Annotated in this window: 12 protein-coding genes; 6 read left to right on the top strand and 6 right to left on the bottom strand. The window is 52.3% G+C overall.

Features of this window, described 5'->3' with window-relative positions:
- Nucleotides 1-108: 108 nt before the first annotated feature.
- From OIK44_RS07760 to OIK44_RS07785, 6 genes are all read left to right on the top strand, one after another.
- Nucleotides 109-1,347 (top strand): NADH:flavin oxidoreductase/NADH oxidase family protein, encoded by a 1,239-nt coding sequence (locus OIK44_RS07760; RefSeq protein WP_273670151.1) that lies wholly within the window; start codon nucleotides 109-111, stop codon nucleotides 1,345-1,347.
- Between the two features lie 445 nt (nucleotides 1,348-1,792).
- Complete coding sequence (locus OIK44_RS07765) at nucleotides 1,793-2,605, top strand: hypothetical protein (RefSeq protein ID WP_273670152.1); 813 nt, start codon at nucleotides 1,793-1,795, stop codon at nucleotides 2,603-2,605.
- 388 nt (nucleotides 2,606-2,993) lie between these two features.
- A protein-coding gene (locus tag OIK44_RS07770; RefSeq protein ID WP_420213835.1) for an IS3 family transposase occupies nucleotides 2,994-4,159 on the top strand; the annotation gives its coding sequence in 2 pieces (ribosomal slippage) (nucleotides 2,994-3,270 and nucleotides 3,270-4,159; 1,167 coding nt in all).
- Between the two features lie 393 nt (nucleotides 4,160-4,552).
- Nucleotides 4,553-4,786 carry a hypothetical protein gene (locus OIK44_RS07775; protein ID WP_273670154.1) on the top strand — a complete coding sequence of 78 codons (234 nt, stop codon included), beginning with the start codon at nucleotides 4,553-4,555 and terminating at the stop codon, nucleotides 4,784-4,786.
- A 344-nt stretch (nucleotides 4,787-5,130) separates the two neighbouring features.
- A complete protein-coding gene (locus OIK44_RS07780; protein ID WP_273670155.1) occupies nucleotides 5,131-6,030 on the top strand; it encodes a radical SAM protein in 900 nt (299 codons plus the stop codon).
- A gap of 203 nt (nucleotides 6,031-6,233) precedes the next feature.
- On the top strand, nucleotides 6,234-7,010 hold the full coding sequence (locus OIK44_RS07785; RefSeq protein WP_273670156.1) for a hypothetical protein: 777 nt from the start codon (nucleotides 6,234-6,236) through the stop codon (nucleotides 7,008-7,010).
- Between the two features lie 736 nt (nucleotides 7,011-7,746).
- Here OIK44_RS07785 and OIK44_RS07790 read toward each other — a convergent pair.
- From OIK44_RS07790 to OIK44_RS07815, 6 genes are all read right to left on the bottom strand, one after another.
- On the bottom strand, nucleotides 7,747-9,306 hold the full coding sequence (locus tag OIK44_RS07790; protein WP_273670157.1) for a hypothetical protein: 1,560 nt from the start codon (nucleotides 9,304-9,306) through the stop codon (nucleotides 7,747-7,749).
- Nucleotides 9,307-9,353: 47 nt separating this feature from the next.
- The gene (locus OIK44_RS07795) at nucleotides 9,354-10,508 is read right to left on the bottom strand and encodes an Arm DNA-binding domain-containing protein (protein ID WP_273670158.1); all 1,155 of its coding nucleotides are present in this window, start codon (nucleotides 10,506-10,508) and stop codon (nucleotides 9,354-9,356) included.
- Nucleotides 10,509-10,674: 166 nt separating this feature from the next.
- Nucleotides 10,675-10,896 carry a hypothetical protein gene (locus OIK44_RS07800; protein WP_273670159.1) on the bottom strand — a complete coding sequence of 74 codons (222 nt, stop codon included), beginning with the start codon at nucleotides 10,894-10,896 and terminating at the stop codon, nucleotides 10,675-10,677.
- A complete protein-coding gene (locus tag OIK44_RS07805; protein WP_273670160.1) occupies nucleotides 10,893-11,042 on the bottom strand; it encodes a hypothetical protein in 150 nt (49 codons plus the stop codon). The genes OIK44_RS07800 and OIK44_RS07805 overlap by 4 nt, the downstream gene beginning before the upstream one ends.
- Nucleotides 11,039-12,874 (bottom strand): replication endonuclease, encoded by a 1,836-nt coding sequence (locus OIK44_RS07810; protein WP_273670161.1) that lies wholly within the window; start codon nucleotides 12,872-12,874, stop codon nucleotides 11,039-11,041. The genes OIK44_RS07805 and OIK44_RS07810 overlap by 4 nt, the downstream gene beginning before the upstream one ends.
- The gene (locus OIK44_RS07815) at nucleotides 12,864-13,241 is read right to left on the bottom strand and encodes a hypothetical protein (RefSeq protein WP_273670162.1); all 378 of its coding nucleotides are present in this window, start codon (nucleotides 13,239-13,241) and stop codon (nucleotides 12,864-12,866) included. Before OIK44_RS07815 ends, OIK44_RS07810 begins: the two co-directional genes overlap by 11 nt.
- Nucleotides 13,242-13,321 lie beyond the last annotated feature (80 nt).

A 13,321-nucleotide genomic window follows, 5' to 3' on the forward strand; every position in this document is an offset into this window, starting at 1 on the left:
CTATTTTCATGCTATCGAGCAGGACTTCTAAAAATTGTTCGCACCCAGGCTTGACCTTCAAGTTTGCTTCAAGCTTATTGTGGAGTCATTGTAACTCGGGAGATCGCAATGAACCCTTTTAGTGAGCTTGTTTTACCTAACGGAACTGTCGTTCAAAATCGTCTTGCCAAAGCGGCGATGGAGGAAAACATGGCCGATGAAAATCAGGCGCCCTCGGATGAGCTGATTCGGCTGTATCAATCGTGGGCGGAGGGTGGCGTAGGTCTGATCATCACTGGGAATGTGATGATTGACCGACGGGCCATGACCGGGCCGGGCGGCGTGGTTCTTGAATCAGAAAAATTTTCCCTCCGCTTCAAGGAATGGGCCAGGACGGCTCGTTCTCATGGCGCGCAAATCTGGATGCAGATTAATCACCCAGGACGCCAGATGCCTGCAGCGCTTGGGCAGGAAACGATTGCGCCATCGGCCATCGCGATGGACCTCGGTAATTTTTCCAATCAGTTTTCCACGCCGCGAGAGATGAGCGAAAACGACATTGTCGACGTTAAGCGCAGATTCGTCAGGACGGCGCAGTTGGCACAAGAATTTGGTTTCAACGGTGTGGAAATTCATGCCGCGCACGGTTACCTCATCAGTCAGTTCTTGTCCCCGCTCACCAACAAACGCGCTGACCGCTGGGGTGGTGCCATCGAGAATCGAGCCCGGCTGCTGATAGATATCGTCAAGGAGATTCGCCAGGCTGTGAGCGAGGACGTCGCCGTCGCCATCAAGATCAACTCGGCAGACTTTCAGCGCGGTGGTTTCAGCACCGACGATGCGAAAAAAGTCGTCACTATGCTTAACCCGTTGGCGGTGGATATGATTGAGCTTTCCGGTGGCAGCTACGAGGCGCCTGCGATGAATGGACAAGCTCGCGATGGGAGGACGCTTGCCCGCGAGGCATATTTCCTGGAATTTGCCAAAGACATAGCCACGGTGGCTGAAATGCCGATTATGGTCACCGGTGGAATACGCCGGTATCAGATCGTGGACCAAGTCCTGAACAGCGGCATCGATATGGTGGGAATGGGAACTGCTCTCGCGCTCAATCCCCAATTACCTCAAGCTTGGCGCTCGGACCAGGCTGCGACAGCGGTTCTGCGAGCCGTTACCTGGAAAAATAAAGTGATGGCCTCGGCCGCCCACATGGCAATGGTGAAGTACCAGTTGCGCCGCCTCAGCAGAGGGAAATCCACTATTCCCAATGTCCTTCCTGTTTTTGCGCTACTCAAACAGCGGCTGCAAACCGGAATTCAGAACAAACGCTATCGTCGCCGGATGAGCAATTCTTCGGTGTCGGTATAACGACCGAAAGACGGGTGGCACATGAGAGATCGTGATGATTTTGTAATTCATGCCGGCATGAGCGAAGTTCTCCTGCATCTACGGGCGGCATTTTGGGCGGCGGATCTGGCGGCTTGATCTGCATCCGGCGCTACGCCCCGTGTCCGTACCGGACGTGGATTTGATACCCGCGCTCTGCATGCATAGAATAACTAAAAAAGGCCTCTCCGCCAAAACGGGGAAGCCTTTTTATTTATTCAGTGGTGGAGGTGGCGGGAATCGAATCTACCGTAAACTTCGATTTCTTAGGCATCTTGGCGGTTTTGCTGGCAGAATGGATACAATCTGTCAGCGAACGTCAGTTATTAGGTAAGGTAGCTGTTACGCTTAACGAGATGATTTTATGATATTTTTTAGCTCCGTACACCTGCTTGGTCCGTTTCAAAAATAACGATGGAGAAAAACATTGCCGCTATATATTTTGGATAAAAATATTGTCGAAGACATTCGAAAATCTCTTGTGGATCATCCATCAGTTGAACTTGCACGGAGTGTCGACATAAAAGGAAATTCGGTCAGCCCCATTCTCTCAATTGCTGAAGGACGTGTCCGAAGGCCTCAGGGGAAGGATGAAATGCATAACAGCCTATTAAATGATACTCGTCTCGTTGAGAGTTTTTACAAAAATGCCCGTACGGATACAGAGTTCCTGAAACATTTCGGTATGGAAATGATTGAAACGTTTGGAGTCCATTGGGAGGAGAAAGCGTCAATATTAATGCCAATAGTTAAGGAGCTTCAGGTGCTCCTTGCGCGTACATATTCGCTAACTGACGCCAAGGATATTTTTATGAAAATTGACTCGCTTCGCCAACGTCATCGGTTAAACCGACGACATCCGCTGGTTGCGTGCGCTGTAGCATGCCTGTATGGCAATCTCTCGGCTAGAAAGGTTCTCAAACCCGCACACAATCCCGAAGAGGGAGATTCGTACAACGCGGTTGCAGATATCCGCATGCTTATGGAAACCGCGTATATACGCCAAATGGTGCGCGAAATTTTTCCTTTGGCAGAGGTAAATCTTCTTTCCAGTGACAAAGGATTAAATGAGTTTGCGCGAGAAAGTATGATAACAGCAGATGCAAGTACACCCTTCTATGACTTGAACGTTCGAATCGTGGATTTCAAGGCAACAATCACCGATGAGCTCTTTCCATTTTTGAAGTCAAAGCCAAAGAATATGATTAAAGTCAAATCTTATTTTTCTGAAGGTGCTTAAGCAGATGCCTAGCTGCCCTGAATATCAGGGCAGTTTTTTAGTTGCCTCCAAAAATATTTTTTCTGCCCTTTGTCCTCTATTCATATTTGTATCCGACATCCACCTTCCATATACTCGCGCAATCATCGTCCAGTCTGCATGCCCCATTTGCTTGGCAACCCACATCGGGTGTTCGCCGGCTGAGAGCATCATGCTGGCATACGTGTGCCGCGTTTGATAAGGGGTGCGGTATCTTACGTCAGCGCATTGCAAGATACCTGTCCGCAGTGTTTTGCGGATCGGCTGATCCCTCTCCCAACGCCGTTCCAGGCGCGGATTTTGAAACACTGAGGTAGCCTGACATTTTCGGACACTTCCATTTGATAAACTTGTCAAAGGGAGTGAAAACATGAAATCAACTACATACACGCCGGAGTTCCGGGCCGAGGCGGTCAAACTGGTACTGGCGCAGGGTTTGACGCTGGAAGAAGCGGCGCAGCGTATCGCGATGCCCAAAGGGACCTTGGCCAACTGGGTGAGCGCTGCTAAGCGCGGCACAGACCCCAAGGCACCGCCAGGTAGCCGCAGCGTCGCTGAACTGGAAGCTGAAGTGGCCAAGCTTCGTGAAGAACTGGCTGTCGAACGGATGGAAAAGGACGTGTTAAAAAAGGCCACCGCGTACTTTGCGAGGGAGTCGCTGCTCGGTACGCGTTCATGAAATCGGTGCGACTCGAATACCCGCTTGGCTTGTTGTGCCGCGTCTTCGACGTGTCGCGCAGCGGCTCTTATACGGCACTCGATCGCCCGCCATCGCAGCGCGCGCAGGACGATGAACGATTGAAGGTCGCCATCAAGGCGGCCCACGTCCAGACTCGTGAAACCTATGGGCCGCTGCGCCTGCAGCCGGAACTTATTTCCCAAGGATTCGATACCGGCCATGATCGCATCGTTCGACTGCGGCGAGAGCTTGGCCTGCGCTACAAGCAAAAGAAGAAGTTCAAGGCCACGACGAATTCGAACCATAACTTCCCGGTGGCGCCGAACCTGTTGGAGCCGACCTTCGCACCGACGCGCCCAAACGAAGCCTGGGTCAGCAACATCACCTACGTCGCCACCGACGAAGGATGGCTCTACCTGGCGGGCATCAAGGACGTCTTCACGTGCGAGATGGTGGGCTACGCGCTCGGCGCAAGGATGACGCAGGAGTTGACGGCGCAGGCGCTGTGGCGGGCCGTTCACAGAAAACGGCCGGCGCCAGGGCTGATTCTCCACTCGGACCGCGGTAGCCAATACTGCGCCGACGACTATCGAAAACTGGTCGTGCAATTCGGCATGCGGGCATCCATGTCGCGCAAGGGGAACTGCTACGACAACGCACCGATGGAGAGCTTCTGGGGCAGTTTGAAGAACGAAATGATTCATCATCTGAGGTATGCCACTAGAGCCAACGCGGAGGCGTCCATCAAAGAGTACATCGAAATCCTCTACAACCGCCAGCGGCGCCACTCGCGTCTCGGCTACGTATCGCCAGTGACGTTCGCTGATAATTTCAGAAAACAGGCACTGGCTGCTTGAAACGGACGTGTCCATTATTGACAGTGCACCTCAATACTGCATTGCTTCCTTTCTGAACAAAGATGAAGTTGGCAAAGTATCTGGGCAGGAAGAGGAGTTCGGCATGTTTTTAGGGTTGACAGGCAGCGCAAGCAGTTGTCGAAAGCAATGGAAAGCAACTGTGGCGAAACCACTGGTTGTGCCGCGTCAAAGATTATCTATCACCTCCCGTCCAAGGTCAAATTAATTATTTTTCTACTAAGGTTGCTCGAAAATTTCGCTTCCGGCTTGCCTAAATTTCTGGTAATCAAACGAAAACAATGCATAAAAGACAAAAACATATTGACACGGATGCCACACTTACGCGAACATTTCTGGTAACGCAATATTGCTGTTAAATTAATAAATATCCGAATGAAACAGTCTACCTCCCAAGGTATTGAAATCAGTTCCATCACCTTCAATGAGCATGGCGAAATGGTCGTCCTGGATGCTGAACTGCTGCATCTTATTTCTGGTGGTGCAGGTCCGAAACCGCCTACGCCGGTGCCTGTTCCACCGATCGGCAGTGACAATAACGCGCTCTGCGGTATCAACGTCTATTGCCCAGGCAATCCGCAGACTCCGCCGACTCCAAAGCCACGATAACAGCAATAAACCACACCACTTGGTGTAAATGTTTCTGTTGAGCTAATTTGATTCAACAGGAGATGTGCAAGTCTTGTTGCTTACTTGCCCGTGGGCAGCATTAGCTGTCGAATTTGGAAAGCCAACGTCTCATATTAATGACCGCGTTCATCTGATGGACGTTACGAAAATAGAAAACCTGGAAAGATTATTGATGCAGCAAGATCAACTCGTAAATCTGATTAGTCCGACGCACCTGCAACTGATTGTCCTGCCCACGGAAGATTGCAATTTTCGCTGCACATACTGCTATGAGGATTTCGAGATCGGCCGCATGGAAAAAAAATACCGTTCAGGCGATAAAATTGCTGATCGGCAAACGTCTTCCGAACCTGCGCACTCTCTCGTTAAGCTGGTTTGGCGGAGCGCCACTTATTGCCAAAGATATAGTGAAGGATTTGACGCAATACGCGCAAGAGTCGGCTTCTTCAGCAAAAATCACTTTTAGTTCGGATATGACGACAAATGCCTATACTATGAATAGGGAAACTTTTTCAGATTTGCTGGAATTAGGTATAACTAGTTACCAAATCTCGCTCGATGGAAACGCGGAAGAGCACGATAAAACGCGAAAATTGGTATCACAAAAAGGTACGTTCGAAAAAATATGGCAAAATCTGCTTGCGATGCGCGCTCTATCAACACCGTTCAATATTGTATTGCGCGTTCATCTTCATGCAGACAACGTTGAGAGCGTAAAGGAATTGTTGTCAAGAATTTCTCAGGATTTCGCTGAGGATCCGCGGTTCTCGATCTTCCTGAAAGCGGTGGGAAATTGGGGAGGCGAGAAGGTTGGTGCGATGAACCTCATTAAATCGCCGACTGACACTATCTCCGATCTGAACCAGATCCTTCGCCAGTCCGGTTGGTTTGAGCGAAGGGAAACGCGGCAGTCGAATGCCGCCACCAAAAACCAAGTCCCACAGGTTCGGGCATGTTATGCTGCGCTTCCGAATTCCTTTGTGATCCGTGCTGACGGCTCGTTGGCGAAATGTACCGTGGCCTTTAACGATCCTCGAAACCGGATCGGCCAGCTCAACGATGACGGCACCCTGTCGATCGAAAAGGAGTCCATGCACAGCTTTATGCGTGGTTTGAAGAGTATGCAGCCTTCGGATCTGGCGTGCCCAATCAAAGAAATGCCACAGCGAACACAAGTGATTTCTTTCCACAAGTCTGTAGAAATCGGCGGTACTGCTCAATGAATGTTATCGCCTGGCCGCCCAGTTACAGCCTGTCGATTCGATCAGTAATTCTCGGGCTTGCGACTATCATGTGTTGCAATATGAACACTGCAACTTGCGCGGATTGGCGGTCCTTCACATGGAGTGAAATCCAACGTGGCGACAAGATAGTAAAGCACGGCGCGATATTGTTGCCAGTTCGGCTAGACGGGTCAAAATGCGAGATGCAGCTAGACACCGGTGCCGGGCTCAGCTCGCTCTATCGTGATGCGCTACCCCGTCGATATAGGAGTGCCTTAAATGCAGACAGTATCGTCATTGAGCGGTTCGAGCTGGCGGATGTGGCTTCGCGTTCTTTTAAGCTCATGTACACGGCTACACGGCGGACCTCGAACTCATGTGGCGCAAGACCTCGCAGCAGACTTGCTGGGACTATCGCGAACGATTATCTCCTCGACAAACGCCTGACCCTTGATCTTGGACGAGGCCTGTTTCGTATTGAACAAGGCCCGTTCAGCCCGGCAGAAGGGCAACAGCACACATCAGCACCGCTTGAGATCCTGACAACTGAGAATCAGGGCAGCTTTCCGGTAATAAAGACTGTTCTTGGCAGTGGCGAAGAATGGAAAATGGGATTCGATACCGGCTCGGCGTCAACAAGCCTAGTTATCTTGTCTAAGAAAGATTGGCTGAATCTGGTGGGACTAAAGTCGCCAGAGGAGGCGATGTCTGAACTAGTTTCCCGTTGGGGACAGCAAGTGCCATGCTATTCCGCGCCTATTCGCACACCGATTTTTGTGGGGACATTCAAGATCGACTCAAAGGCCGAGGCGGTCTATTGTGATGATCCGCGTGCGGATCCCAGCGCACCGAATCCGATTGCCGGTTTCATCGGACTCGCCCCCTTCGGCCAAGGTGGCGTTACGATCGACTACATCGGTAAAAATTTGTATATTTTTCCACGATCCGATGACGCCGCGAATTCGCAAAAACAGAAGTAGTCAAATGAGGTGTACTGTCAATAATGGACACGTCCGTTTCAAGCAGCCAGTGCCTGTTTTCTGAAATTACCAGCGAACGTCACTGGCGATTCAAGCTGATCAAGCTGATTATCCGCAATGGAATTCCGGACTGGGGCGAGTTCGACATTCGATAAGGTCATTGGAGCTTATGCGGCGCAAAATTGGGCCGCATGCTGCCCACCATCGGTAGCTCCATTGGGTCGAATATCTTGATCTTTGCGCCGAACTGCTCAAGGATGGCCGCCCCAGCCTTGTTGGCCAAGGCAAGTGGGCTGTCGGTGTTTGCGATGTAAGCGTCTGGCTAAAGGGAGCGATACTTTACGCCAGCGCTTTGCAGGACCCAAGTCCAGAATGTTTTTCGGGGGAGCTGGGCAGGTCTGCCACTCAGCCGCGGCCTGAGCATCAGATGATGCTTTTAGGAAAAACTGCCTGCGGCGCAAAAGCCAGTCAGACGAATCGGAGAGCCGTTGCGCTGCAGCGCAACGTCGCTTCGCGGGCGCCCCGCATGCGGGGCGAATTCCCCGCTACGCCCCGCGCCCGTGCCGGACGCGGATTCGATGCCCTGCGGTCGGCATCGAAAGGATCAAAAACAAAGGCCCCCTCGCTTGCGCTCGGGGGCCTTTGTTTTTGATCCAGTGGTGGAGACGGCGGGAATCGAACCCACCATAAAATGAGTATTCAGGCCGGTTAGCCATGAAAAGTTGTCATAAGACAGTCATTGTGCAGCAGTAAAGGCGTCGCCAATGTGGCGACTGGCTGCTGTATTTTCATTTAATATTGAAGAGAGTAAGGATTGAAAATCCTCTATAAATAATTCACGGAGATTGAGGTTTTTGAAATTCTGAGAAATAATTCCGCTTACGCTCCAGGCGAAATGATCTTTGCTTGTCAATTTAGAGAAAACATTTTCTATACCATCAGATTTTATTGCATAACAAATATCCTCAAACTCCTCTGCTGAACAAACAATGTAAGGTACGCGGTCTAAAATATTTTCATTAATTCCGCTTTCATTCAGTCTTTTCTTTACCAATTCCTGGAGGCGGGTTAATAAAGTTGGGCTTATCTGGAACCACTGTTCTAAAGTTGTTATTACAGAATAAGATGGAAGGTTGTTATTTTCCCAGTGGGTATGTCCGTTTAGCGAGTCTGAAATATTTGCGTAATTTTGATGAATTGCTTTTGCCAAAACATCTAGTTGCTCATCAAGCTCATTTTTGATTAATAGATATTTTTCGCTATGAGGAAGTCTTTTGGTTTTGCATTCAATAAATAAATTTGCTGTATTGTCAAAGAGAATCCAATCCATCCCATCTTTGGTTTTTTTATTGAGAATATATTTTTTCTCTGGAAGGAGGTTGTATTCCTTATTCCTGAGGCTGTATTCTATTACGGAGCCAATATAATCTTGGAAGGCTGTTCCAAATGGGTTTGCGAATTTATTGTGACTGTAAAGATCGTAATAGAGTCCGCTAGTTATTCGTCGAATTAGGAAAATTGGAATCGGACATATTAATTGTTCTGGTTGTTCATTTGATAGTGCTAGTAAGGGCCGAGCTTCAAGTGGGTTTACGGTATAAAGCCAGTCTCTGTCCATTGATGATTTTTTTATTAGGTCATTTTTTAGAGTTGATAGAGGTATCGAAATCAAATTGTAAAACCCATCTGACTGCTCTTTTGATATTCCTAGATGCTCATAACTTTGAGACGCATTTATGCCCCAATTTGTTAAGAAATTTCCGGAGACTGCGTACCCAAGTTGTAAAAATTGTGTTACGGTCATTTTCACCTTATCTTCAACAATTTGAGCTAAGGCAGGATGTGAAAATATTTTAAAATAACGAGTAATTCTTCTGGTTGTTAATGGTTGTTGAAATATAATTTGGCGATGTGATAATCTATGAGTTTCGTCAAGCACATTATATTTATCCCCCTTTTCTTTAATTTCATTTTTTGATATTTCATTCTCTATATCTCTGATTATCTGAATGCTTTTTGTTAATGGTTGAATTCTTGAAAATCTATTTCCAATAGTATTTTCTGCATTTATTATCAATTCTCTAGCCAATGTTTCAAGTTCCCATGGAAATATTTTCCATGGTGGATTTCTTGTGGATATTGGTTTTCCTGATTTTTCTGAAAATTTAATATGTTGTAGTAGCGGCATATTTTCAACTATGTGATTCGACACGCTCCAGATGTCAATTAATGAATTCTGGAGAGAGAAACTTTTCAAATGGTTGCGTAAGGGTTTGTAGTGGTGATAAATGTCCATAATTTTTCTTGGTGATGGTTTTTTATCTATTATGGCCTATGTCTTGTCTAAAATGTCGATAAGCCAAACAATGTTTCAGCTTTCGATCCAGCTCCACGGTCCGCGTCAGGCATCCACCGTCCATACACTCGTGCGATCATGGTCCAGTCCGCATGCCCCATCTGCTTTGCAACCCACATCGGGTGTTCGCCTGCAGAAAGCATCATGCTGGCATAAGTGTGCCGCGTCTGGTAAGGGTTGCGGTACCGTACGCCAGCGCGTTGCAACACCCCTGTCCATAAAGTTTTACGGATCGGTTGATCCCCCTCCCAGCGCCGCTCAAGTCGGGGATTTTGAAAAACTTCCTCACCCTTCGACCAAGTGAAGGCCTTTTGTACCTGCAGCGCATGCATGGCGCGTTCCAGCAGCTTGACTTCGCGGCGGCCAGCATTTGTCTTCGTATTTTCCGCAGCTTTGGAGTGCTGGGTGAGCGCTCGTGTCACCATCACAACGCCGCGCACGAAGTCGACGTCGGTCCAGTCCAGTGCCACCAGCTCGGACGTGCGCAAGCCGGTCCAGAATGCAAACTGCAGCAGGTTGCGCCCTTGGCCGGTCGCGTGCTCTAAAATCGCCGCTTGCTCCTCTTTTGTGAACGGGTCGATATCGTCCTTCGACTGCGGCGCCTCTACCTTGGAGTAACACCAGCGAGCCAGAGGATTCACCTCGATCAGCTCATCCTCTATCGCATCGTCCAGCGCCTTGCGTAACACGCTCTGGATGTTCGCCATGGTCTTGTTGGTTGCCATCATGGGCTCCAGCTTCGCCCGTACATCCTTCTTTCGCAGCGCCGACAGCATCATGGCGCCGAACCAGGGTATCAGCTGTCCAACGACGATCTTGCGATATCCGTTGTACGTGCTGACCTTGAGGTGCTTCCTCTGCCTGTCGATCCATTTGTCGAGGTATGCCTCGATGGTCTGGACATCGCCGACCTGGTCGGCGAACTTGACCGCATTGGACGAGTTTGGGAAGGTCGCCGTGTAGTCAAAGCTGTTGGTCGCAATCGCGTGCAGGATCGCCGCGCGGTGGTTCTCCGCCCGCTTCAGATTAGCGGAGGTGGGCTTGAGCGCGATCCTTTCCCTACACCTTGTGCCGCGATACATGAAGGTGATTTCGATGCTGCTTTCTGATGCAGCTTTAATACCTCGCCCGTCTCTACCCATGTTTCATATCCTTTCACATCAATTAAAATTCGATTGTCTGGTGCCTTGATCCAGACGGCGTCTTTCGGCCAGATCCCATCCCTGATCTTTGTTCGGATCGCGTCAGGGGTGTAGCCCGATTCAGCCGAGAACTTCGGTATGGTCATGTAGCGCAGCATTGCCTCTCCTAAATGCAGGCATTCGCCGCAGTCTTGATTGAACCCAGCGGCACAGCGCGGAACATGCCGGGCCATTGGTGATCCAGCTGTACCCATGCGTGCAGCTCGCCATTGCCCACGTCACGGCGCAGGTCGCTGACGGTGCCGGCCTGGTGGCCCTCGTCGCTGTCGAATCTCACGCGGTCGCCTACTGCGACGGGGCGCTTGTTGTTCTCAAGGCTGTGGATCATTGCGGTTTTCCTTTCAGTTTCGCGGTAACGCCGCACACGCCGAAGCGGTCGATGGCGGCCTGGATCACGTCGCCGCTGGATGCGGCAATCGCGGCGTATTCAAAGCGTTCGGTTTGCGTGCGAACGATCACGGCAAAGGTGCTCATGTGCCATTTCCTTCATGGTGTGGATTGTCGGGGACGATCAGCCGGGGATGCGGACAGGCGTTGACGGCCGCCCAGGCGTTGATGACGTCGGTTTTGTCCAGATCGGACAGGTCGGGGACGGGCGGCGCCGGCGGTCTGGCCGGGGCGGGTTGAACGGGGTGCGTACAGTTATTTACACGAGTCCGAGGAACTGCAACCCCAACACCAACCCCGGCGCCCGTGGCCGCTACGGGCGTCCACGTATGGCGCACTGACTTGAACACGACCCCTATTAGCTGGCTGCAGCGCACGCCGTAGGGCGTGACGCGCTGTGTTTCACCGTAGCGGCCGATGACCGTTTTTTCATCCTTGGCCAGGGTGATCGTCAGGTCTTTGCGCGGCACCAGGGCGCCGCCCTGGGCGCGCAGGTACTCGGCCCAGCAGGCGCGCTTTTCGCCGTCGATTTTTTGCACCGCATCCCAGGCGCGGCGCATGACGGGCGGCGCCTCGTTGAGCATGTCTTCCTTTATCCGGCGCAGCTCGCGCCAGACCGTGACCGGCGCACCGCCCCATTGTTGGAACTGGCGGATGCCCCAGCACGCGGCCCAGGACTCGACGCGCGCCGATGGCGTCAGCTCGATTTCGCCCTCCACTTCGGGCGTGACGACGTAGCCCTCTTTGGTTTTGTGGGTATCGACGCCGTCGATGTTCTTGGCGACGTACTTGGCGATGTAGCCGGCGGCGCTGCCCTTGCTCCAGTCGATCCGCTTGACGTCCAGGCGGCGCGCGAACGCGCCAGGCTCGCCACGGTCCACGCGCCAGGCATAACGCTTCATGATGCGAATGGCGCGGCCGGCCACGTCCTGCAGGTGTGTGGTTTTATACGTCGCCGTGGGGCGGACGAACAGCAGCAAATGCCAGTGTGGACAGCCATCGTGATGGGGTTCGGCGATCCTGAAGCCATATAGGCCGATGCCACGGCGCGCCAGGGCGGAGCGGCACAGCGATGTCATTTTTCCCAAGTAGGCATTGGCTTCGCGCGGCGTCGAGCCGTCGTATTTCTGATTGCTCTTGCCGCTGTGGTGCGTGGCGTGAAAACGCGACGGACAGGTCCAGGTGATGAAAATGCCCTGGTCGCCGCACTCCCTGGCGATCTGCTCAAAACCGTTGATGCGCAGCATCAGTTCGCCACGCCTGATTGCCTTGTTTGCGGTCGTTTTTTCCGCCAGCTCGGCGATGCTGAACTGCTGGCCGTTCTCGTTCTGCACCAGGGTCGCCGCCAGCGCCGCCGCGTTGCGGCGGTTCTGCGCAAGGCGCGACAGCACAGCGTCATTGCTGGCATACGGTTCGCCGCGATAGTTGACGTAGCCCAGGCGAATATTGCCCGCTTCGAAGGCGCGCTTGACCTTCTTGCGCAGTTGGCGGCGCCACCAACGGGCGTCGATCACCCGCGCGACGACGTCGGCCTGTTCTTCGAATTCCGGCATTTCGATGCCATAGGATGCGCATTCGCATTCCATGATTTGCAGCGCATGCACGCTGGAGGTAGCCGTCCACAGCATTTTGACGACGCCGGCCGCCGCTCTTTCGGCGGTCGCCACGATGTCGGCATCGTCTTGCGACAGATCGACGCCGGCCGGCACGTATTGCGCGGCGAACTCGCGGACGTAGCTCACGGCGATGGACTCGTAGACCTTGTTCCAGGATGACCAGGACATTTTCTGCATGGCTTGGCCGATGACGCGGTTGCGCCATTTGAACGGAATGCCGGCCAGCTCCGGCGCAAAATGGCCGGACCGTAAAAATAATTCGTGCCGCTGGGTGACGGGCAGTTCGATTTGTTTAGATTGCATTCAACAGTCTTTCGTACACGCGGATTGCCGCGCCGGTGGCGGCGCGCAGCTCGATGCGTTCGGCATCGGTAAATGAGTGGATGGGCGATTCCCAGCGCTCGGCGTCTAGGCCGGCCGCAATCAGCACGGAGCGCCGCGCGCCGCGCGGCGACAATCCCCACGCCTGGGCAATGAAGCGCGCTTCGCTTGCGCGCCGCTGCTCGATGGCGCGCAAGGTCGCCCGGTCCGCCAGACTGGCTTTCGCCGCCGCGATGGCCGCCAGCGCCTCCGGTGCTCCCGGCGGCGTCGGCACATCCTTGTCGCGCGCGGCAAGGATGGCCGCTGCTGGCAGGAACGACAGGTGATTGTCGATAAGGGATGCCGGCATGGCTCAGTCCTTGATGGCGCCGACGGCCTGCAGCAGGGCAGGGGCGATGACGATCAGGAGCGACAGTAGCCAGATGGCGC

The sequence above is a fragment of the Janthinobacterium fluminis genome (assembly GCF_028595325.1).
GTDB lineage: Bacteria > Pseudomonadota > Gammaproteobacteria > Burkholderiales > Burkholderiaceae_D > Janthinobacterium > Janthinobacterium fluminis.

Coding starts and splice junctions, on each gene's coding strand:
- OIK44_RS07760 (WP_273670151.1), top strand. CDS start 109: ATGAACCCTTTTAGTGAGCTTGTTTTACCTAACGGAACTGTCGTTCAA.
- OIK44_RS07775 (WP_273670154.1), top strand. CDS start 4,553: ATGAAACAGTCTACCTCCCAAGGTATTGAAATCAGTTCCATCACCTTC.
- OIK44_RS07785 (WP_273670156.1), top strand. CDS start 6,234: ATGCAGCTAGACACCGGTGCCGGGCTCAGCTCGCTCTATCGTGATGCG.
- OIK44_RS07790 (WP_273670157.1), bottom strand. CDS start 9,306: ATGGACATTTATCACCACTACAAACCCTTACGCAACCATTTGAAAAGT.
- OIK44_RS07795 (WP_273670158.1), bottom strand. CDS start 10,508: ATGGGTAGAGACGGGCGAGGTATTAAAGCTGCATCAGAAAGCAGCATC.
- OIK44_RS07800 (WP_273670159.1), bottom strand. CDS start 10,896: ATGATCCACAGCCTTGAGAACAACAAGCGCCCCGTCGCAGTAGGCGAC.
- OIK44_RS07805 (WP_273670160.1), bottom strand. CDS start 11,042: ATGAGCACCTTTGCCGTGATCGTTCGCACGCAAACCGAACGCTTTGAA.
- OIK44_RS07810 (WP_273670161.1), bottom strand. CDS start 12,874: ATGCAATCTAAACAAATCGAACTGCCCGTCACCCAGCGGCACGAATTA.
- OIK44_RS07815 (WP_273670162.1), bottom strand. CDS start 13,241: ATGCCGGCATCCCTTATCGACAATCACCTGTCGTTCCTGCCAGCAGCG.